Origin of the sequence: Variovorax sp. GrIS 2.14 (assembly GCF_046115955.1) — a bacterium.
In the GTDB taxonomy this organism is placed as follows: domain Bacteria; phylum Pseudomonadota; class Gammaproteobacteria; order Burkholderiales; family Burkholderiaceae_C; genus Variovorax.
In genome coordinates, this window is record NZ_JBJXIA010000001.1 from 325,048 (window position 1) to 347,171 (window position 22,124).

Consider the following 22,124-nt stretch of genomic DNA (forward strand, 5'->3'; position numbering starts at 1 on the left):
CCCGACGCGAAGAAGGGAGGGAGGGAGGAGGAGAAGAATCGCCTCGGGATTTCGACCGAACGAAAAGCATTCGGAAGACCTCGCAACATGAAAACTGACGGGCTTTCTTTGGCGCCCGAGCCAGTTATGAGAGCCTTGCGCGTCAGCCAGTTCCCGGTGTCTTCGTAAACATTTGTGAAGTCGAAATGCGGCGCGCCAAGCTCGGGTCGGCCTAATCTGCGCCGAGCTGCTTTTCGAGTTCGCGAATGAAGCTGCGGTCTTCCGGCGCGGTCATGCTCGAATACGCATCGACCACTTTGCCGTCCCGGCCGATCAGGTATTTATAGAAGTTCCATTTCGGCGTGGTGCCCGAAATTTTGGCAAGTTGTTTGAAAAGCGGGTTGGCTTCGCTGCCGCGAACCGAGCTTTTCGAGAACATCGGAAATTTCACGCCGAAGGTACTTTCGCAAAAGTCGGCGATCTCTTTGTTCGAGCCCGATTCCTGCGAGAAGTCATTCGATGGGAAGCCCAACACCACCAACCCGCGCGACCGGTACTTGGTATCGAGCGCTTCGAGCCCCTTGTACTGCGGCGTGAATCCGCAAAAGCTCGCCGTGTTGACGATCAGCACGACCTTGCCGCTGTACTGGCACAGCGACTGGGGCTTTTCGTCTTGCAGCCGGGGGAAGGTGTAGTTCAGGATGGCGGGGCATGCGCCGGCGCCGTATGGCGCGGCGGCAGCCCCAAGGGCCGTAGCCGGTGAACTCTGAGCGCGTGCCATCTGCGCAAACAGGGCAAGAGACACTACACAGGTGAGGGCGAACGCGAGAGTTGGCGTAGAACGAAAAGCAGGTTTCAAGACGGTAATTCGCATGGGGAATCTCCTGCAAATAGAAGGGGCGCATCTGTTCGAGAAAGATGCGCGTACCCACATCATCGCGCGGTTGTCACAGGCGTGCTGAACGTGCCTATTAAAATCCGCCTGCCTTAGAAAGATTTGAATGCTCTACCCGGAACTTTTCAGACAACTCGAATCCGTCCGTTGGGACATGGAGCGGGATATTCCGTGGCAGTCATTCGACGCGACCAAGCTCACCGAAGAGCAGGCTCAGACGATCAAGATGAATGCCATTACCGAGTGGGCGGCGCTGCCGGCCACCGAGATGTTTTTGCGCGACAACCGGCACGACAGTGATTTTTCGGCATTCATGTCGATCTGGTTTTTCGAGGAGCAAAAGCATTCATTGGTGCTGATGGAATACCTCAAGCGCTTCAGCCCCCAGCACGCGCCGACCGAGCAGGAGCTGCACGACGTGCGCTTCGATTTCGATCCGGCGCCGCCGCTCGAAACGCTCATGCTGCATTTCTGCGGCGAGATTCGCCTCAACCATTGGTATCGCCGCGCCGCCGAATGGCATACAGAGCCGGTCATCAAGCACATCTACACCACGTTGAGCCAGGACGAAGCGCGCCACGGCGGCGCCTATCTGCGCTACATGAAGCGTGCGATGGAAAAGTTCGGTGACGAAGCGCGTGCCGCTTTCACCAAGGTCGGCGTGTTGATGGCCAGCGCGCGCCGCACGGCCCAGGCGCTGCACCCTACCAACCTGCACGTGAGCAAGGCGCACTTTCCGCGCGACACGATCCAGAGCCGCATGCCCGATCCGGACTGGCTCGAGCATTGGCTCGACAACCAGATCAAGTTCGATGCGGTGTGGGAGAGCAAGGTCGGTGAGCGCATCCTGCACAACCTGAGCCTGTTGATGAACCGCAGCTTCAAGACCGTGCAGGAGCTGAACCGCTACCGCAAGGAGCTGGCGGCGACGATCGCTCCGAAGACGGTTTACCAGGGCGCTTGAAACAGGGCGCCTGGTTCAGCGCCGCTCGACGACGATCGGCGCCAGTTGCAGGCCGTTTCGCACTTGCTCCGCCGTGCTGCGAGCGATGTCCCGCGAGGCGTAGGGCCCCGCCTGAACGCGATGGGTGTTGCCCTCGCTGAACACATTGAGGTTGGCCGCGAGTTGCGGCATCGTCGTCGCCATCTTCTGCTGAAAGGCGATGGCGCCGTCGCGCTGGCTGAAGGCGCCCAGTTGCACCCAGAAGCCTGCGGTCGACATGCCGGGTGGCGCGTCGGCGGCAGGCGTGGTCGACCCGGTTGGTGCACTTGAAGCCAATGGCGCCAATGGCTGCATCGCCGGCAGATCCGCGACTTCAGCGCGCGGCGAAGAAACCACCGGCGTCGTGAAAACCGCAGGCACTTCGACGCTCTGAGAAGAGGTCGGCAAAGGCGACAGCGTTGCGACAGGCGCCATCGTTTGCTCGGTCTGCGGTCCTGCCGACGCGAAGGCCGCGGCGTCGCCGCTGCGCCGCCATGTTCCCGCCTGAATCTGCTGGTTCGTGATTCGCTCGATCTCGACCGGCGCCACGCCGCGCAGCAAGTCCAGCTTGGCCGCCGCCGCATAGCTGAGGTCGATGACCCGATCGTCGTGGAACGGGCCGCGGTCGTTCACCCGCACGATCGCCTCGCGCCCGTTGGCCGGATTGCGCACGCGCACGTAGCTCGGCAGCGGCAGCGTCTTGTGCGCGGCCGTCATGGCGTACATGTCGTAGGGTTCGCCGCTGGCTGTCGACTGACTGTGAAACTTGCTGCCGTACCACGACGCCAGTCCTGTTTCCTTGAAGGAGCGATCGTCGGCAATCGGTACATACGAACGGCCGAGCACGGTGTAGGGCTTGCTGGTGCCATTGGTGCCATTGGTGCCACGGATGGTTTCGACGCGGGGTTCGGCGTCGGGCGTGCGCGACAGTCCTGAAGGAGGATTCGACGGCGCGCCATCGCGACCACCGCGCGGTCCGCTGGCACAGCCAGCGAGCAGCACGGCCGCGGCCATCGCCACAGCAACTGCCGAGACGGTCGACGACCGCGTCATCGCCTCAACCAAACACGGCCTTCCACAGCGCCAGCATCGCTTCGCGCTCGACCGCCAGGCCCGGCAGGTCGACCTGCGTCGGCTCTTCGTTGAGACGCGCCCGATGCTGCACACGGCGCAATTCGCGGTACGCCGAAGCAGCACCGCGCCCGACGCCTTCAGGCAGCAACCCGGCGGCTTCGGCCCGCAGCAGCAGCGCGATGTTGCCGACGTTGTCGATCAGTTCCGGGTGCGCCTTGGCTGCGCAGAGCACGAGGAATTGCACTGCGAATTCGGCATCGACCATGCCGCCGCGGCTGTGCTTGACGTCGAATTTGCCGGCCTTCACCGGCCTGGCGGCGCGCACCTTGTCGCGCATCGCGATGATCTCGGCTTTCAACGCGTCGCGGTCGCGTGGCGCCACGATGACGGCCTCCCGCACCGCGTCGAAACGCGCGCCGAGCGCGGCATCACCGAGCACGAAGCGGGCACGCGTCATGGCCTGGTGCTCCCACGTCCACGCCGTGTTGCTGCCGCGGCCCAGCTGGTACCTTTCGTAGGCCGCGAAGCTGCTGGCAAGCAAGCCCGAGTTGCCGTTAGGACGCAGGGCCGTATCGATGTCGAAGAGGTCGCCCTCACGCGTTTTCACGGTGAGCCAGTTGATCAGCTTGCGCACATAGGTCGCGTACACGTCGCCGGCGCGCTCGTCGTCGTCTTCGTAGACGAAAACGATGTCGAGATCGCTGCCGTAGCCGAGCTCTTTGCCGCCTAGTTTGCCGTAGCCGATGATGGCGCACTGCGGCTCGTCGCGATGCGGGTTGCGCACCTGCTTCCAGCACCAGCGCGCGGTCACGCGCAACACCACGTCGGCCAGCGCGCTCAGGTCGTCGGCCACTTGCTCGACTGTGATACGACCATCGACATCGCGTGCCAGTGTGCGAAACAGCTCGGCATGATGTGCATGGCGCAGCAGGTTGAGCAGGCGCTCTTCGTCGGCCTCGCCGGTGCCGCGCAGCGATGCATGCCGCGCTTCCAGTTCGCGCTCGAAGTCGGCGGCGTCGAAGCGGCCCAGGAGCATTTCGTCGCTGGCCAGTTCATCGATGACGCCCGGGTTTTGCGTGAGGTAGCGCGCCGGCCATTTGGCCGAGCCCAGCAAGCGCAGCAAGCGCTCCTGTACGGCGGGCCGTTCGACCAGCAACGCCAGGTAGCTTTCGCGCCGCAGCAGCGGCTCGATCCAGTCGGCCCAGCGCAGCGCAGCATCGGTGTGGCGCGATATCTGGCCGGGGCCATCGCTGTCGGGCTCGCGCAGCCATTGGGCGGTGCGCTGCACCAACTGCCGCAAGCGTGCCCGCGTGTCGTCGCGCAACGCCAGGATGCGCGGATGCTCGCACCACGCCTTGATGCGCTCACCGAAAGCCGGCGGCAGGCTGTCGATCAAATCTGCCAGTTCGCCCGAGGTGCCGCTGCTCTTGCCGCCTTTGCATTTGCTGCAGTTCTTTTCGCCGCCGAGCAGCTTGTCGAACTCCTCCGCGACGAACTCGCGGTGCGTATCGAGCTGTTCCAAAAACGGGCAGACGCCGTTGAAACCCAGAGTCGCAGCGATCCAGCGCAGGTCGTCGTCGCTGACCGGCAGCATGTGCGTCTGCTGGTCGTCGAGGTACTGGATGCGGTGTTCGACACGGCGCAAAAATTCATAGGCAGCGGCCATCGCATCCGCGGTTTCCTGCGGCATCAGGCCAGCGCGTGCCAGCCGCTGCAAGGCGTCGAGCGTGGGCCGCGTGCGCAGCTCCGGGAACTGCCCGCCGCGCACCACCTGCAGCAATTGCACGGTGAACTCGATCTCGCGGATGCCTCCACGCGACAGCTTGACGTCGTTGGCCCGCTCCGGCCGCCCGGCGCTGCGGCGCGCCGACTGTTCGCGGATCTGCCGATGCAGGATGCGCAGCGAATCGAACACGCTGTAGTCGAGGTAGCGACGAAAGACGAACGGCAGCACCACGCCGCGCAGCGCCTGTGCCGAGCCATCGGCTACCGCCGACGAAGGCGCCACCACGCGGCTCTTGAGCCACGCAAAGCGTTCCCACTCGCGGCCCTGCACCTGCAAGTATTCCTCGAGCGCGTCGAGCGACACCACGGTTGGCCCGGAGTTGCCATTGGGACGCAATGCCAGGTCGATGCGAAAGACGAAGCCGTGCTCCGTTGTGTCTCCGACCAGCGCATAGATGCGCTTGACCGCCCGCGCGAAATATTCCTGGTTCGACAGCTTGCCGCGGCCTTCGGCGTTGCCCGCCGTTTCGCCGTCGTGGTCGTACAGGTAGATAAGGTCGATGTCGCTCGAAACGTTGAGTTCGCGCGCGCCGAGCTTGCCCATGCCGACGACCCACAATTGCGCGACTTGGCCAGCCTTTTCTTCTTCACCAAGCGGCGCGCCGTGGATGGCTTCGAGTTCCGACAACGCGGTGCGGCAGGCGACATCGAGTGCGAACTCGGCCAGCTCGGTCACGGCGCGAACGACATCGGCGAGCGGTGCGCCTTCGTCGCAGTCGAGCACGGCCAGGCGCTCCATCACCAACTGGCGCACGGTGCGCAGCGCGTCGGCAACGTTGACACCACTCACTTTGTCGCCGCGTGCCTGCAACGCATCGAAGGCGATCTGCATCGTTGCGCGCGTCGGTGTGCCCTTCGGCAGCAGGGTCAATTCAGCCGCGTATCGGCGTCGCAGTCGCTGCACGAAGCGCGAGTGCGACGACAACGGTGAAGCCAGCGGCGCCAACGCGGCACCGGCTGTCTTATCACCGTCTTCGGTGGAACCCGTCTGGAGGCTGGCAGTCATAATTCCTGATACAGCGCGACTCTCAATGAACGACACGGTGTCTTCCCCTTCACGTCTGCTCAAAGTCACCGCTGTCACGGCGCGCTGGCTGTTGGGTTTGCTGATGGGCGCGTGGCTGGTCTTCGCGCTGTCAGTGCTTGTCCTACACGGTTGGATTGTGCCGCGAATCGGCGAATACCGCGGTGCGCTCGAGGCACAAGCCAGCAGGGTCATCGGGGTACCTGTTCGCATCGGTTCCATCACCGCGCAATCGACCGGTTTGTTCCCCACTTTCGAGCTGCGCGACGTGGTGCTGCAAGACGCCCAACAGCGCGACGCGTTGCGCCTGTCGCGCGTGGTGGCGAGCGTGTCGCCGCGGTCGCTCTGGAAGACCAACTTCGAGCAGCTCTATATCGAAAGCCCGCAGCTCGAAGTGCGACTCGATGCCGCAGGCAAGCTGCATGTCGCTGGTCTCGATGTGTCGACCGACACCACCGGAGAAACGCGCGCGGCCGATTGGTTCTTCGGCCAGCGCGAATTCATCATCCAGGGCGGCACGGTGCGCTGGACCGACGAGCGTCGCCGTGCCGAACCGGTGCTACTGACCAATGTGGAGTTCGTCTCGCGCAACAGCGCGCGGCGCCATGCGTTGCGGCTCGACGCCACGCCGCCCGCAGGTTGGGGGGACCGCTTCACGTTGCGGGGCCAGTTCCGCCAGCCCCTGCTGTCGGTGCACAGCGGCAAGTGGCAAAGCTGGAACGGGCAGATCTACGCCGACCTGCCGAACATCGATGCCACGCGGCTCGGTCGCTACGTGGCGCTCGACGCGCGCATTCGCGAAGGCAACGGCGCGTTGCGCGTCTGGGCCGATGTGGACGACGGCAAGCTCGTCGGCGGCGCGGCCGATCTCGGGCTGGCGCGAATCGATGCCTCGCTCGGCGACAAGCTGCAGCCGCTGGTGCTGCGCGCGGTGACCGGACGACTGGCCGGCCAGTTGAAGGACCAGACGCTCGAATTCTCGACGCGCGACCTGCAGTTCGATACCGCCGACGGCTCGCGCTGGCCCGGCGGCAACCTGTGGTTTCAGCACACGCCGGCGCGCGGCAAGACGGCGGAGCACGGCGCATTCAAGGCCGATCGTCTCGACCTGGGCGCGCTCGCGTTCATCGCCGATCGTCTGCCGTTGGGCGATGCCACGCACAAGGCCATCGAATCGTTCGCGCCGCGCGGCCTGGTCGAGCGCATTGACACGCGTTGGCAAGGCCCGTTCGATGCGCTTGAGACCTACCAGGCCAAAGGGCGTGTCAGCGGCTTCAGCCTGGCGTCGCAAGCGCCACCGGAAGGTGTGCGCATCGGCACGCCGGGCTTGCGCGGTGCCACCGCCGAGTTCGATGCCAGCCAGGCCGGCGGCACCGCGAGCTTGTCGATCGGCAAGGGCGCGCTCGATTTGCCCGGCGTGTTCGAAGAGCCGGTGGTACCGATCGACCAGCTGTCGTCGCAACTGCAATGGAAGCTCGACGGCGACAAGGTGCAGGTGCAGGTGTCGAAAGCGCGCTTTGCCAACGCCGATGCCGAGGGCGAGGCCGAAGCCACCTGGCGCACCAGCGATCCGGCCGTGTCGCATGGCAAGAGCCGCCACCCGGGCGTGCTCGACCTGCAGGGCAAGCTGACACGCGCCGACGGCACGCGGGTGTTTCGCTACCTGCCGCTCGACATCCCCAAACCGACCCGCGACTACGTGCGCGATGCCGTCAACAAGGGTAGCGCCAGCATCGTCGAGTTTCGCGTCAAGGGCGACCTGCACGACATGCCCTTCATGGACCCGCGCGATGGCGACTTTCGCATCGCGGCCAAGGTGGCCGATGTGACCTACGCCTACGTGCCGCCGCAGCTCGCCAAATCGACCGGCGCCTTGGCGCGGGGCGTGTCGCCCGCCGTCGTCTGGCCGGCGCTCGATCGCCTTTCCGGCGAACTGGTGTTCGAGCGCGCCGGCCTGCTGGTGCGCAACGCGCGTGGCCGCATCGTCGGCGCGCCCGGCATCGAGATCGAAAAGGCCGAAGCGCAGATCGCCGACATGGCGCACCCGGCCGCGCTGCTGAAGGTCGATGCACAGGCGCGCGGGCCGCTGGCCGAGCTGCTGCATGCCGGCGCGGTGCTGGCTGGCCCGCTCGGCGAGCCGATGGGCAAGGTGCGCGCTACCGGCAATGCGGACTACCGGCTCAAGCTCGACCTGCCGCTTGCGGCGGTCGACAAGGCAAAGGTACAGGCCAGCATCGCGCTGACCGACAACGATCTGCAACTCGTGCCCGAAGCACCGGCGCTGACGCAGGCGCGCGGCACCCTGAACTTCACCGAAGGCGGTTTCTCGCTGGCCGGCGTGCAGGCGCGTTTGATGGGCGGCGAAACGCACATCGAAGGCAAGGGACGCTTTGGTGGATCAGCCGTGGGGGCGGGCGCCACGCCGCAAGACCTGAGCTTCAAGGCGACGGGCACCGTGACCGCTGAAGGCTTGCATGCCGCGCGTGAGGTCGACTGGCTTGCGCGGCTGGCAACCAAGGCGACCGGCAGCGCTGGCTATGCAGCCTCGCTGTCGGTGCGCGACGGCACGCCGGAGTTCCTGCTGACCAGCAGCCTCGTCGGCCTCGGGCTGCAATTGCCTGCGCCACTTGCCAAGCCAGCCGACGAAGCGATGCCGCTCAAGGTCGAGAAGAAAGTGTTGTCGCGCGAGGCCCGCGCCGGCCGCACGCCTCTGGTGCAAGACCAGTTGTCGGTCGAACTCGGCAAGGTCGCATCGGCGCAGTACGTCCGCGATGTGTCGGGCGACGATGCCAAGGTGCTGCGCGGCTTCATCGCAGTCGGGCTCAACGCGGGCGAAGCCGCTGCGCCGCCACCAAATGGTGTGCAGGCCAACATCAACCTCCCGCGGCTCGACCTCGCGGCCTGGCAGGCGCTCTTCACCGAGACCACCGGCAGTGCGCCCGAGGCCGTGGCCAACGCCACCAGCGCCGACGATGCGCTCTCGTATCTGCCGACGCTGATCGCCGTGCGCGCCAAGGAGCTCGCGGTGTCGGGCCGCACGCTGCACGACGTGGTGCTAGGCGGCACGCGCGACGGCACGCTGTGGCGGGCCAACATCGACGCCGTCGAACTGAGTGGCTATGCCGAATATCGGCATACGCAGGCAGGTCGATTGCACGCGCGACTGGCGCGCTTGAAGATCGCGCCGAGCGAGGCGCACGCGGTCGAATCGCTGCTCGACGAGCAACCCGACACGCTGCCTGCGCTCGATGTGGTGGTCGATGATTTCGAGCTGCTCGGCAAGCGGCTCGGCCGTGCCGAAATCGATGCCGTCAACCTCGGCGGCGCAACGCGCGAATGGAAGCTCAACAAGCTCAGCCTCACGATGCCTGAAGCCACCTTCACAGCGCAGGGTTCGTGGGCGGCAGTGCCAGGTGCGGCGCCGCGTGGCCGTGCCGCACCGCGTCGCACTTCGATGAACTTCAAGCTCGACATCGCCGATGCCGGGGCTCTGCTCAATCGCTTCGGCATGAAGGACGTTCTGCGCCGCGGCAAAGGCAAGCTGGGCGGTGATGTGGACTGGCAAGGATCACCGTTCTCGCTCGACTATCCGAGCCTCAACGGACAACTGCAGGTCGATGTCGAATCAGGCCAGTTTTTGAAGGCCGACCCGGGCTTGGCCAAGCTGCTGGGCGTGCTGAATCTGCAAGCCCTGCCGCGCCGCCTCACGCTCGATTTCCGGGATGTGTTCAGCCAGGGCTTCTCCTTCGATTTCGTGCGCGGCGATGCCCGCATCGTCGATGGCACGGCCATCACCAACAACCTGCAGATGAAGGGCGTGAACGCCGCGGCGTTACTGGAGGGCTCGGCCGACATTGCGCGCGAGACGCAAAATTTGCGCGTGGTGGTGGTGCCCGAGATCACGGCCGGCACGGCTGCGCTGGTCGCTACTGCGATCAATCCGGCCATCGGGCTCGGCACCTTCCTGGCGCAGTGGTTGCTGAGTAAGCCGTTGTCCGCAGCCGCCACACAGGAGTTCCAGATCGAAGGCTCGTGGACCGACCCGAAGATCACCAAGGTGGCGCGCCGAACGCCACTGGCGGGATCGACGCCGCCGCCTGGCATACCGTCCAACACGGAGATCAAGCAATGAAAGTCGCTGCGATCCAGATGGTTTCCGCCGTCTCGTGCGGGGTCAATCTGGCGCGCACGCATGCCTTGCCGCTCGAAGCATGAGCGTGTGGTGAGCGTCCCTGGCTTCGAGCGCAACGCCTGGCAGCGCTGGTATCTGTGGCTGTTGCTCGCCATGCTCGTGCTTGCATTGCTGGGCACCGTGGTCTGGCTGGCGGGGCGCCATGAGGTCGAGCAGGCCCAGGCCGCGCTCGATCGCGACACCACCGACGCAGTAGCTGATTTGCGCGCAAGTCTGCAGCGCAACATTCAAAGCCTGCGTGCGTTGCGGTTGCCCGCGCAAAACGCGCCAGGCGATGCAGCGTGGCCACCCGAGGCAGCAGCGCTGCTGCGCGAGCACCGCGAGATGGTCCGGCTGGAGCGGCGCGATGCGGGTCTGATGCCTTTGGCTGTGCTCGAAACACCCTATCGCATGCGCATCTTCGACAAGGTCACGCGGGGCAGCGAGCAAAACGATGTGGCGCTGGCCTGCACCACAGCGCGCAAGCTGGTGGCACCGGCCTATTCGCCGAGCCACTACGTGCCGATGCCCGAAGGCGGTGGCATCGAACTGATGGAGCTGTGCGTGCCGGTCGAGGGCGGTTATCTGGTTGCGACCTATGGCTTGCGCGACATGCTGACCGAGCTGCTCGGCCCGACGCTCGCACGCGGCCAGGAGGTCGCCTTTGCCGAGCCCGATGGCACGCGTCTCGCCATCATCGGCGTGCGCCGTCGCGCCGGCACGCGCATCTTCACTTCGCAGCAGCTGGTCGACTTGCCGGGCGTCACGCTCATGCTGCGCGTCGACGGCTGGCGCGCTGCGCCCGATATCTTCCCCAACCTGCTGACCGCGCTGGTGACTGCCATCTCGATCGCGCTGGTGTCGGTGCTGGTGCTGCTGGCACGCGACACGCGGAGGCGCCTCAAGGCGGAGTTCGAACTTGCCGAGACGCTCGCGTTCCGCAAGGCGATGGAAGACTCGGTGATCACCGGCCTGCGCGCGCGCGACCTCCGTGGCCGGCTCACTTATGTCAACCCGGCCTTCTGCGAGATGGTCGGCTTCAGCGCAGAAGAATTGGTGGCCGTGCACGGGGAGACGGCTGGATCGGAGTCGGGTCATCGCGATGCCCCCGGCATGCCCGAGGCGCCCTATTGGCCGACCGAACTGGCGCACGAATATCAGCAGCGACAGGCGCATCGTCTGGCCGGCGGCATGCCACCGCGCGAAGGCTTCGAATCGGTCTTCATGCGCAAGGATGGCTCGCGCTTTCCGGTGCTGATCTTCGAAGCGCCGCTGCTCAACGCACAGCGCGTGCAAACCGGCTGGATGAGCGCCTTCATCGATGTCAGCGAGCAGCGTCGCATCGAAGAACTGTCGCGCGCCAGCCAGGAGCGGCTGCAGGCCAGCGCCAGACTCGCGACCGTGGGCGAGATGGCCTCGCTGCTGAGCCACGAACTTGCGCAGCCGCTCGCGGCGATTGCCAGCTATGCGAGCGGCTCGCTCAACCTGCTCGAAGGTGGAGCCGATCGGGGCGACGCGGACCGTGGCGCGGTGATCGACACCAATGTCGAAGTCGCGATGGCCGTGCGCCGCATCGCCGAGCAGGCCGACCGCGCCGGGCAGGTGATTCGCAGCGTGCATGACTTCGTGCGGCGGCGCGACCGCACGCGCGAGGCGGTGGCGCCACGTGCGCTCATCGATGCCGTGCTGCCGCTGGTGCAATTGCAGGCGCGCAAGCTCTCAGTGCGCATCGACATGGCGCTCGAAGACACGTTGCCGGCCGTGCTGTGCGACCGCACGCTGGTCGAGCAGGTGCTGCTCAACCTGGCGCGCAATGCAATGCAGGCAATGGACATGCCCGAGCTGGTGGAGCGCGTGCTGCAGTTGCGCGTGCTGCTGGCTGGTGGCACCGATAGCAGAGACGGCTACAGCAATGGCATCGCACGCGCCTCTGAAGTCCGTCGCTGGGTCGAGTTCTCGGTGGCCGACATCGGCAGTGGCATCAGCAAGGACGTCGAAGAGCGGCTCTTCACGCCCTTCTTCACCACGCGGGCCGACGGCATGGGGCTCGGCCTGAGCCTGTGTCGCACGGTCGTCGAACAACATGGCGGTGCGTTGGTCTATGCACCGCATCGGCCGCGCGGCACCGTGTTCCGCTTTACCTTGCCCGCTGCCTGAAAGAACATACGTCCGTGCAACCGCTGAACGATGCCCTCATCTTTATCGTCGACGACGACGCCAGCGTGCGCGAAGCATTGGCGTGGCTGCTGCGCTCGCGTCGGCTGGAGAGCGAACACTTCGCCACCGCCGAGGCGTTCGAAGAGCGGCTGATCGACATGCCGGTGACCGAGCGGCCGCATTGCCTGCTGCTCGACGTGCGCATGCCCGGCACCAGCGGGCTCGTGTTGTTCGATCGGTTGGCAGAGCGAGGTCTGCTCGATGCGATGCCGGTGATTTTCTTGACCGGCCATGCCGATGTGCCGACCGCAGTGGACCTGGTCAAGCGTGGCGCGTTCGACTTTTGCGAGAAGCCGTTTTCAGACAACGCGCTGGTCGATCGCATCGAGCACGCGCTGGGCGCATCGCTGCGATCGCTGGACCGCAAGCAGGCGCAGCGCCGGCTTACCGATCGCATCGCAGAACTCACGGAGCGCGAGCGCGAGGTGATGCGGCTCGTCGTCGAAGGCCTGCCCAACAAGCTGATCGCCGACCAGCTATCGATCAGCGTGCGCACGGTCGAAGTGCACCGTGCGCGGCTGTTCGAAAAGATGGAGGTCAGGTCGGCCGTCGAGCTCGCCAACCTGCTGCGGCCGGCCTAGGACGAGCCCCAATCGATTCAGGCCGAAGCCCGAGTCATCAGCCCTGCGGACGCTCGCCCACGTAGATTTCGATGCGGCGGTTTTGTGCGCGGCCACTGTCGGTCGCGTTGTTGGCCACCGGCTCGCGCGAACCGCGGCCATCGATGTTGATTGCCGAGGAGCGCACGCCGCGCGAGACCAGATAGTCGCGCGTGCTGGCGGCGCGTTCGACCGACAACGGGTTGTTGATGGCGTCGGAACCGGTGTTGTCGGTGTGGCCGATGATGCGCACGTCGGCATTCGCGTTGTTGCGCAGGCCGGTCGCGAACTGGTCGAGCACCGGTGCGAGATTGGGCTTGATGGCGGCGCGGCCGACGTCGAACGACGCGTCGCTCGGAATCGCCAGCTTGAGCTCGTTGTTGGCCGTTTGCGTGACCGCGATGCCGGTGCCTTGCGTGGCCTGTTCCATTTGGCGCTTTTGCGCTTCCATGCGTTGCGACCAGAAGTAGCCGCCTGCTGCGCCGGCCAGTGCGCCGACCGCTGCACCGGTGCCGATCGCACCGCGGTTGCCGCCCGTGGCGGAGCCGATGGCGGCACCGGCCAACGCGCCGATGCCGGCGCCCGCACCGGTGGTGCGTTGCGTATCGGTCATACCGGCGCAGCCCGACAAAACGACGGCAGCAGTGGCTGTTGCAAGAATGAGTTTTTTCATGGTGATCCCTTTGACTCGGTGACTGAACTGGTTAGCGAAAGAGTCGCGACTATGTTGGCGGCAGCTTGTCGTCAGCGTCGGCCGCATCCCCGTCCTTGTGTGCGGGTGTGTCATCGATTTCACCGCGCTTGCGGCCGGAGAACATGGTCCACCAGACGATGAGGACAAGCACCGCGCCGGCTGCGAAGGCTTCGAGCAAAATCAGACCCATGAAACAAGGACTCCGGTGGCGGCTTGGGGTGGCGATGGTAGTGGCAATGCTGGCGGGGTGCTCCTTCGGCCCGCGCCTGCCCGATGCCACTGTGCCTTCGGCCGCCACGCCCCCGCCCGATCTCGGCCCGCTCACGGGCTCGCTCATGCATCCCAAAAGCCGCTGGGTGCCGGTCGCCTGGACCGAGCTTCCCGGCTTCGTCGAAGACCCGCTGCATGAAGGCTGGATCGCATTGCTGTCGAACTGCGCTCGGCCCAATGCGGTGTTCAAGCCACTGTGCGGCGACGTGCGGCGGCTGTCGATCGGCAGCCCCGACGAACAGCGCCAGTGGATGATCGACCGGCTGCAACCGTACCGCATCGAGTCGCTTGCCGGCCAGAGCGATGGTCAGCTCACCAGCTACTACGAACCGGTGTTCGAAGCCTCGCGTCGGCCCACCGCTGCGTTCAGCGTCCCGCTCTATCAACCGCCTGCCAGCATCGGTGCGCGACGGCCCTGGTTCACCCGGCAAGAGATCGACACGGTGCCCGAAGCACAGGCCGCATTGCGCGGCCGCGAGATCGCATGGCTGACCGACCCCATCGACATGATGATGCTGCACATCCAGGGATCGGGCCGGTTACACATCACCGAAGCCGATGGCTCGCAACGCACGGTGCGCGTGGCTTTCGCCGGCACGAACGATCAGCCCTACAAGAGCATCCAGTCATGGCTCGTCGGCCAAGGCGCCACGCGTGTCACCAAGTGGCCCGACGACACCAAGGCCTGGGCCGCGCAAAACCCGCAGCGCGTGCCGCAACTGCTGTGGAGTAACCCGCGGTACGTGTTTTTCCGTGAAGAAGCGTTGACCGATGTGGACGCTGGCCCGCGCGGCGCGCAGGGCGTGCCGCTCACTGCCGGTCGCTCCATCGCGGTCGATCGCGACAGCATTCCGTACGGCACGCCGGTCTGGCTCGCGTCGAACGGCCCAACCTTGCAGCTCGCCAAGCTCGTGGTCGCGCAAGACACCGGCAGCGCCATCCTCGGCGCGGTGCGCGCCGATTACTTCGCCGGCACCGGCATCGATGCGGGGCGGCTCGCCGCCAAGGTGAACCAGCCGTTGCGCTTGTGGGCGCTGTGGCCGAAGGCGGTTGCGACGCCCTGAGCGGAAATTCGGGTCAGTCACGTTCGATGCATGTTTGGAGATGCGCGTCACGCCGCACGTGGCGCAGCACACATCCAATCGACGCTTGGCGGTGCCCGACCTCATTGCCCGCAGCGCGGGCAATGAGGTCTCGCAGCCGAAGAAAAAGCTCCTCGGGCAGGGATCCGGCTGGGTCAAGCCGGTGGGGCGCATGCGCTGGTTGTGGCAGGTCGGTCCGCAGGTGGCGTGAAGGGCAAAAGACGCGTCGAGTGGCGCGTTCAGACTCTCAAGATTCGACCGTAGAGCTGAGGCGCTCGGGATGCGACACACAACAGCAAGAAAACATGCCTGCCGCGCAATTGGGATTGCTTCGAGTGGGGAGTATTTCAGCAACGCGCTACGGTGGCATGGTCAATTTCTGATTATTAAAAAATAAATGACAGAGTGAATTAGTGATGCACCGTGCTGGTGAAGATTTAAAAAGCAATACGTGTTTTAGCGTATAACAATTCTTGTTTTCGGTGCGTAATTGGTGCATTGATAGTTATGATTTAAATCACACAAAAGGACGCTTTTCACCTAGTATTTAAAGACAAATTAACTGCGCGAAGGTTTTATGTCTGAACTTGACTCTGTACAGGAAGTGCTCAGCAATGAGTACGAGCACGAGGCGGTCCCGGCAAAAGCGCGGCGCAGTACGTTCTCCATCTCGATGGTCTGGCTCGGATTCCCGATGATCATTACCGGGGCCATGACCGGGTCGATCATGGTGGCAGGGATGGGTTTCAAATCGGCGCTGTGGGCCATGGTGATCGGCAATGCGCTGATGTTCGCCTATGTCGGGGCCAATGGCGTGCTCGGCACAACGCGCGGTCATAACTTTGCGTTGATCGCCAGCGCGGTGTTCGGCAAGAAGGGCTACGTGCTGGCCTCTGGCCTGCTTTCCACACTGCTGCTCGGCTGGTACGCGGTTCAGACCGGCATTACCGGCAACCTGATTCATACCGCTTTCAAACTGGACTATCTGACAATGACGGTGCTTGCGGGAGCGCTGTACCTGGGAATCACCTATGTCGGCATCAAAGGGCTGCACTGGATCGGCCTGGTGTCGGTGCCTCTTTTCGTCGTGCTCGGCGGCTGGGTCGCTCTGGATTCGGCCTCCATTGCAGGTTGGGCCAAGGTTCTAGCCTATGCGGGCACCAAGCCTGAAATGTCGATGTCGTTCGGCGTGGCGCTGACCATCGTGATCACGCTGTTCGTCGATGCCGGAACCGTGACGGCCGATTTCAATCGTTGGGCCACCAATACGAAGTCTTCCCTGATTGCGACCTTCTGTGCTTTTCCGTTTGCCAATTTGCTGGCCATGCTTGTCGGTGGCGTAATGACGGCTGCGCTGGCGCTGCCTGACCCGCAACCTTTTGGACTGGACAATATGTTCGGCTATTTAATCGGGCAAAACAAACCATGGCTGTCTGTGCTTGCGTTCGTTTTTCTTTTCTGCAATCTAGGCTCGGTCTGCGCGCACTGTCTCTATAACTCAGCGGTTGGCTGGTCACGCATCGGTGGTGGGCGGATGCGTTTGTTTGCCGTGGGTCTGGCGGTCGTTGGTATCTTTATTGCAGCAGCCAATGTGTGGGCGCTGTTTATTCCATGGCTCTCGGTACTCGGCATTCTGGTGCCCCCGATCGGAGCGATCGTGCTTGCGGATCTGTATTTCATTCGGCCCGGTGCAACCATCGAAGCCAATTGGAGGCCGCGCGCATTCATTGCCTGGATCGTCGGTTCACTTGTCGCCTTTGCAGTGGAAACTTTTGCCCCTCAGATGTCGACCGCCATCTGCGCCTTTATTGCCGGCGGCGCGTGCTATTTCGCGTTGAATACCGGGCCCGCACGTCAGCCATCTGTCGAGTTGGGTTCGTTGAAGCCGTAGTTCCCGGCACGCGGGGCTGACCATGACCGGGCAACCTGTGTCCAGGTTCGTTTCCGCCATCGGTGACGATGTGCGACACGACCGGCACCGGGTCACAGGCCGGAGCGGTGCCCTCAAGCCCTCGGCATCGTCGTCGATGTCGATGTCGGCGGCACTCTCAACGTCTACAACCCGATGACCCCGCCGTCGTTCTTCGTGATCATCACCGTCGCTGAACGCGGTCGCGCTACGGCACCACCGGGACCATAAGGCAGCGCGATGCCGGCGCCGGTGCCTGGCCAATGGCTCTCGTACTTGGTCGGGTCACCGATGTTCGCGGCGGCGGTGTTCTCGCCCGGATGCTGGATGTTGATGAACAGCGCCTTGCCGTCCGGCGACTCGGCCAGGCCAGTCACTTCCGATCCCTTCGGCGCCGTCAAGAAGCGCTTGAAGATCGTGTCGGTCATCTTCTTGCCGGCATAGGTCGTGACGGTCACCGGTGCGGTGCCGGCGGTGCCCGGCTTGCCGTTGGGCTGGTTCACCACCTCGATCTTTCCGCCGTCGCCGTACGTGCCTGGAATGGCTGCCAGCAGCATGCAGTTGGTGACGTCGTAGTAGGCGTTGTCGTCGGTCTCGATCCACAGGATGCCGCTGGCGCGCGAGAACCAGCAGCCGTCGGGCTTGGAGAGATCGTTGAAGTCGGAGAGCCCCGACAGGTTCACGTTCTTCTGGTAGTTGACATCGTCCAGCCCTGCATCGGCCTTGGCCTGGCTGCCGAACAGGTAGATGTCCCAATTGAAGGTGGTGGCCGATGCGTCGTTGCCGGTTTCGCGGATGCGCATGACCTGGCCGTTGACGTCGCCCTTGTTGGCCTGCACCGCAGCGTTTTGCGTGGTGATGGCCTTGTTGTCGAGCCAGTAGCGCGGAAAGGCCGGATCCACGTCGGGGTTGGGCACGTTGTTGCTGCTGGTGGAGCCGACGTTGCCACGGTCCGGGTTCTCCGTCATGGTGATGTAGATCTCTCCATTGAGCGGATTCACCGCCGTCCATTCGGGGCGATCGCACTTGGTGGCGCCGGCCGCATCGGCAGCCAGACGCGCGTTGACCAGCACGTCGGCCAGGTCGGCGAAAGCGTAGGCCGTGTTGCCCGCAATCGCCGCGTTGGTCAGGTCGAGCTTGAGCCAGGTGCCGCTGCCGTCGGCGTTGAACTTGGCTGCGTAGAGCGTGCCGTCGTCCAGGTACTTGGCGCCGGTCGCGAGGCGGTCGCTCGGGTTCGCATCGGCCGCGATCCAGGTGGCTTTCGAGACGTACTTGTAGACGTACTCGCTGCGCGAATCGTCGCCCATGTAGAAGGCCAGCGGCTTGCCGACAACCGGGTTGCTCGGCCATGCACCTTCGTGCGCGAAGCGGCCGAGCCCGGTGTGCTTGACGGGTGTGGACGACAGGTCGTACGGATCGATTTCGACGACCCAGCCAAAGGTGTTGTGCGTGTTGCGGAAGTCGTCCGTACCGTCGGTCGATGCGCCGGTTTTGCTGGCGTTCCAGCGTTGGTATTCGGTGCTTGCCGGGTCGGCCGCGACCACGGTCGACCAGCGCTGGCCGCCCGTCACGTTCTGTTTCAGCCCGATGCGCAGGAAGGCCGTGAGTTCCTTGGGCGTGCGTTGCGCATCGTCGGCCGCGCCACGGGTGAAGAAGCCGGCGAAGTTCTCTTCGCAAGTGAGGTACGTGCCCCACGGCGTGTACCCGCTGGCGCAGTTGCCGATCATCCCGCGCGTGGTCGTGCCGGCGGGTGAGTACAGCGTCTTCAGCAAGGCCGAGCCTTTGGCCGGACCGCCGAATGTCATCGGCGTGCGCGGCGTGATGCGGCGGTTGAAGGTCGATGTGTTGACGGTTGCCAGCTTGCCGCCGCTGCGGGCCAATTCGACCACCGATGCGCCGTGCGCCTCGACTTCTTTCAGCGCTTCGGCTTCGGGCCGTGCACCGGCAGTAGCGCCGGCATTGGTCTGGCCGTTCGGGTGCATGAAGGCCACCGTGCCGTTGATGGCTTCGTGGTTGATGCACATCAGGCCGCGGTCGCTGTTGGTCAGCGTCGGCTTGCCGTCGCCGGTCAGGCCGAAGAAGTGCATGCCGTCGTGCTGGTCGCCGCTGCGTCGGCCGAAGTTGTCGTCGGTGCCGTCGTTCTTGTAGTCGCTGACGGCCGGGTCGATCGAGTCGCCGGTCGCGTAGATCACGGTCGCGGTGTAGCCGAGCGGCACGACGATGCTGTCGGCCAGACTCTTGCTCACTGCCGTGAAGCCCAGCGCTGGACCAGCGGCTGGCGCGGGTGCCGGTGCAGGGGGCGGCGGTGCGGGCACCGGTGCGGGAGCGGGCGCCGGCGAAATGATCGGGAAGCCGCCGCTGCTGCCGCCACCGCCGCAGGCACTCAGTGCCAGCGGGCCGAGCGTCGCGGCAGCGAGTGCGCCGACGCCGCCGCGCAGCAGATGCCGCCGATGCATGCGTGTGGCGATGACGTCACCGAGCGCTGTGTTGGCGCTCGGGTTGTTGTCGAAGTCGTCGGGGTCGGCGTACGGATTGACAAGAGAAGTCGGAAGCGTTCTATCGTTCATGGCGGGCTATGGCTTTTGTTGCTGGCTGACGGGAGCCTGACCATATCCACGCGATGTGACGGTTTCGTGGCAATGCGCGGCAGTGGCGATACTGTCGAAGCACACCGAATCGGAACCAACGAATGAACGCCTTGTCCACGCTTCAACTCAGTGTCCTCGCTGGCGCGCCCACGGGAGCGTCTACAGGGGATCCTGACCCGCAGGAAACAGCCGAGTGGCGCGACGCCTTCGCCGCGCTGGTCGAAGCCAGCGGCCCGGAGCGCGCAAAGCAGATCCTCGACGCTCTTGCCGAGCAGGCCCGCGCCCAACGCATCGGCTGGCAACCCGAGCTGTGCACGCCGTACGTCAACACCATCGCCGTCGATGCGCAACCGGCCTTCCCCGGCGACCTCGCGATCGAAGAACGCCTGGCCTCCCTCATGCGCTGGAACGCGCTGGCGATGGTGGTGCGCGCCAACCATTCCTACGGCGAACTCGGCGGCCACATCGCCAGCTACGCCAGCGCGGCCGATCTGTTCGAGATGGGCTTCAACCACTTCTTTCATGCCAAGAACGAGGGCCATCGTGGTGATCTGGTGTTCTTCCAGCCGCACAGCGCACCGGGTGTCTACGCAAGGGCCTTTCTCGAAGGCCGACTGAGCGAAGACGATCTCACGCACTACCGCCAGGAGCTGACCGCCCCCGCCTTCACCCAGGGCAAGGGCGCACGCGGCCTGAGCAGCTACCCGCATCCCTACCTGATGCCCGACTTCTGGCAGTTTCCGACCGGCTCGATGGGCATCGGCCCGATCAGCTCGATCTACCACGCACGCTTCATGCGCTACCTCACTGATCGGCAGCTGCTCGACTGCAGCGCCCGCAATGAAAACGGAAAACACGTCGCAGAGCGACGCGTGTGGGGCGTGTTCGGCGACGGCGAGATGGACGAGCCCGAATCCATGAGCGCATTGACCCTGGCCGCGCGCGAGAAGCTCGACAACCTGGTGTGGGTCGTCAACTGCAACCTGCAGCGCCTGGACGGCCCGGTGCGCGGCAACGGCCGCATCATCGACGAGCTCGAAAAGCTCTTCGCCGGGGCAGGCTGGAACGTCGTCAAGCTGATCTGGGGCAGCGACTGGGACGGCCTCTTCGCGCGCGACACCACCGGCGCGCTGGCCCGCGCCTTCGCCAACACGGTCGACGGTCAGATGCAGACCTTCGCCGCAAAGGACGGCCGCTTCAACCGCGACACCTTCTTTGGCCAGAACGAAGAGTTGAAGCGCCTGGCGCAAGGCATGACCGACGAACAGATCGATCGCCTCAAGCGCGGCGGCCACGACTTCGTGAAGATCCACGCCGCCTACGCCGCAGCGGCTGCACACGTCGGGCAGCCGACCGTCATCCTGGCCCACACCAAGAAGGGCTACGGCATGGGTGCGGGGCAAGGCAAGATGACCACGCACTCGCACAAGAAGTTCGAGAGTGCCGACCTCATCGGCTTTCGTAATCGCTTCAACCTGCCGCTCTCGGACGAGCAGGCGACCTCGCTGTCTTTCTATAAGCCGGCCGACGACAGCACCGAGATGCGCTACCTGAAGGCGCATCGCGAAGCGCTCGGTGGCGCGATGCCGCGACGCGAAACCGAGTGCGACATCGTGCCCGTGCCAGCCATCGATGCCTACGCCAAGTTCGCGCTCGAAGCCGACGGCAAGGACATGAGCACCACCATGGCGTTCGTCCGCATGCTCGGCGCGCTGATGAAAGACAAGGCATTGGGCCCGCGCGTGGTGCCCATCGTGGCCGACGAGGCGCGCACCTTCGGCATGGCCAACCTGTTCAAGCAGGTCGGCATCTATTCGAGCGTGGGCCAGCGCTATGCGCCGGAAGACATCGACACCATCCTGAGCTACCGCGAAGCCACCGATGGGCAGATCCTGGAAGAAGGCATCAGCGAGGCCGGCGCCATCGCCAGCTGGACGGCGGCAGCGACGAGCTACAGCGTGCACGGGCTGGCGATGCTGCCGTTCTACATCTACTACTCGATGTTTGGCTTCCAGCGCGTCGGCGACCAGATCTGGGCAGCCGCCGACCAGCGCTCGCGCGGCTTCCTGTTGGGCGCCACATCGGGCCGCACCACCCTCGGCGGCGAAGGGCTGCAGCACCAGGATGGCACCAGCCACCTGATCGCCGCGACCATTCCCAACTGCAAGGCCTACGACCCGGCCTTCGCCGGCGAGATGGCGGTGATCGTCGATGCGGGCATGCGCGAGATGCTGGTCGAGCAGAAGGACGTTTTCTACTACGTGACCTTGATGAACGAGAACTACGCGCAGCCGAGCCTGCCGGCGCAAGTGCATGCGGATGTGTTGCGCGGGTGCTATCGGTTCGGACGGTACGGTGAAGCGAAGGGAGTCGCGGACGTCACGCTATTGGGCTCCGGCGCAATCCTCACGGAAGTCATCAAGGCCGCGCAGCAACTGGCGAGCGAGGGCATCGCGGTCGATGTGTTCAGCGTTACCAGCTGGAGCGAGGTCGCGCGCGATGGCGGCGCGTGCGAGGCGGCGGCGTTGCGTGGCGATGCCGCCTCAATGCCCTTCATCGCCCAGCGACTCGGCCGGGGCAACGGCCCCGTCGTCGCCGCGACCGACTATGTCCGTGCCGTGCCTGAAAGCGTGCGCGCCTACCTGCCCGAAGGCCGCCGCTACCTCACGCTCGGCACTGACGGCTTCGGCCGCAGCGACACGCGTGCGGCCCTCCGCGACTTCTTCGGTGTCGATGCGGCCAGCATCGTTCGGGCTGCGCGGCACGCGATGCGCTGAGTCGTCGCCTAACGCTGTTTTGTGCGCTCGATGCGATTCCTGCGCCCCGGCGGGCGTACTTTGGTGAACAATTGCCGC

Annotated in this window: 13 protein-coding genes and 1 pseudogene; 8 read left to right on the plus strand and 6 right to left on the minus strand. The window is 64.9% G+C overall.

All coding sequences use genetic code 11. The features are described 5' to 3' along the window. Nucleotides 1–211 precede the first annotated feature (211 nt). Entirely contained in the window at nt 212–760 is a 549-nt protein-coding gene (locus RCH10_RS01595; RefSeq protein WP_409051318.1) for a glutathione peroxidase, read from the minus strand. 220 nt (nt 761–980) lie between these two features. Here RCH10_RS01595 and RCH10_RS01600 point away from each other — a divergent pair, with 220 nt between their 5' ends. Beyond that, nucleotides 981–1,838: a ferritin-like domain-containing protein gene (locus RCH10_RS01600; protein ID WP_187053613.1), complete on the plus strand. Its 858-nt coding sequence runs from the start codon at nt 981–983 to the stop codon at nt 1,836–1,838. Between the two features lie 15 nt (nt 1,839–1,853). Here the strand turns inward: RCH10_RS01600 and RCH10_RS01605 are convergent, their stop codons facing one another. Both RCH10_RS01605 and glnE read right to left on the minus strand, forming a co-directional pair. After that, a complete protein-coding gene (locus RCH10_RS01605; protein WP_409050987.1) occupies nt 1,854–2,909 on the minus strand; it encodes a septal ring lytic transglycosylase RlpA family protein in 1,056 nt (351 codons plus the stop codon). Nucleotides 2,910–2,913: 4 nt separating this feature from the next. Continuing rightward, the gene (glnE, locus tag RCH10_RS01610) at nt 2,914–5,721 is read right to left on the minus strand and encodes a bifunctional [glutamate--ammonia ligase]-adenylyl-L-tyrosine phosphorylase/[glutamate--ammonia-ligase] adenylyltransferase (RefSeq protein ID WP_409050988.1); all 2,808 of its coding nucleotides are present in this window, start codon (nt 5,719–5,721) and stop codon (nt 2,914–2,916) included. Nucleotides 5,722–5,746: 25 nt separating this feature from the next. Here glnE and RCH10_RS01615 point away from each other — a divergent pair, with 25 nt between their 5' ends. Genes RCH10_RS01615 through RCH10_RS01625 form a run of 3 tightly spaced genes read left to right on the plus strand, consistent with a single transcriptional unit; the run spans nt 5,747 to nt 12,708 of the window. Next, a complete protein-coding gene (locus RCH10_RS01615; protein WP_409050989.1) occupies nt 5,747–9,871 on the plus strand; it encodes a YhdP family protein in 4,125 nt (1,374 codons plus the stop codon). Between the two features lie 60 nt (nt 9,872–9,931). After that, the gene (locus tag RCH10_RS01620) at nt 9,932–12,067 is read left to right on the plus strand and encodes an ATP-binding protein (protein WP_409050990.1); all 2,136 of its coding nucleotides are present in this window, start codon (nt 9,932–9,934) and stop codon (nt 12,065–12,067) included. A gap of 14 nt (nt 12,068–12,081) precedes the next feature. Continuing rightward, entirely contained in the window at nt 12,082–12,708 is a 627-nt protein-coding gene (locus RCH10_RS01625; protein ID WP_409050991.1) for a response regulator transcription factor, read from the plus strand. A 37-nt stretch (nt 12,709–12,745) separates the two neighbouring features. Here the strand turns inward: RCH10_RS01625 and RCH10_RS01630 are convergent, their stop codons facing one another. Together RCH10_RS01630 and RCH10_RS01635 are read right to left on the minus strand one after the other, a co-directional pair. Continuing rightward, nucleotides 12,746–13,399, minus strand: a complete 654-nt coding sequence (locus RCH10_RS01630) for an OmpA family protein (RefSeq protein WP_409050992.1) — start codon at nt 13,397–13,399, stop codon at nt 12,746–12,748. A gap of 49 nt (nt 13,400–13,448) precedes the next feature. Beyond that, entirely contained in the window at nt 13,449–13,610 is a 162-nt protein-coding gene (locus RCH10_RS01635) for a hypothetical protein (protein WP_187053606.1), read from the minus strand. On the opposite strand from RCH10_RS01635, the gene RCH10_RS01640 reads away from it, so the two are divergent. The 3 genes and pseudogenes from RCH10_RS01640 to RCH10_RS01650 all read left to right on the plus strand — a co-directional run bounded on the left by RCH10_RS01640 (nt 13,609) and on the right by RCH10_RS01650 (nt 16,663). Continuing rightward, entirely contained in the window at nt 13,609–14,754 is a 1,146-nt protein-coding gene (locus tag RCH10_RS01640) for a murein transglycosylase A (protein ID WP_409050993.1), read from the plus strand. The two genes, RCH10_RS01635 and RCH10_RS01640, sit on opposite strands and share 2 nt — an antisense overlap. A gap of 25 nt (nt 14,755–14,779) precedes the next feature. Next, a pseudogene (locus tag RCH10_RS01645) lies at nt 14,780–14,950 on the plus strand (IS5/IS1182 family transposase); the annotation flags it as partial. 399 nt (nt 14,951–15,349) lie between these two features. Continuing rightward, nucleotides 15,350–16,663, plus strand: a complete 1,314-nt coding sequence (locus RCH10_RS01650; protein ID WP_409050994.1) for a purine-cytosine permease family protein — start codon at nt 15,350–15,352, stop codon at nt 16,661–16,663. Between the two features lie 164 nt (nt 16,664–16,827). Here RCH10_RS01650 and RCH10_RS01655 read toward each other — a convergent pair whose 3' ends face one another. Further along, complete coding sequence (locus RCH10_RS01655) at nt 16,828–19,248, minus strand: PhoX family protein (protein ID WP_409050995.1); 2,421 nt, start codon at nt 19,246–19,248, stop codon at nt 16,828–16,830. A gap of 122 nt (nt 19,249–19,370) precedes the next feature. On the opposite strand from RCH10_RS01655, the gene mdeB reads away from it, so the two are divergent. Next, entirely contained in the window at nt 19,371–22,046 is a 2,676-nt protein-coding gene (gene mdeB, locus RCH10_RS01660) for an alpha-ketoglutarate dehydrogenase (protein ID WP_409050996.1), read from the plus strand. Nucleotides 22,047–22,124 lie beyond the last annotated feature (78 nt).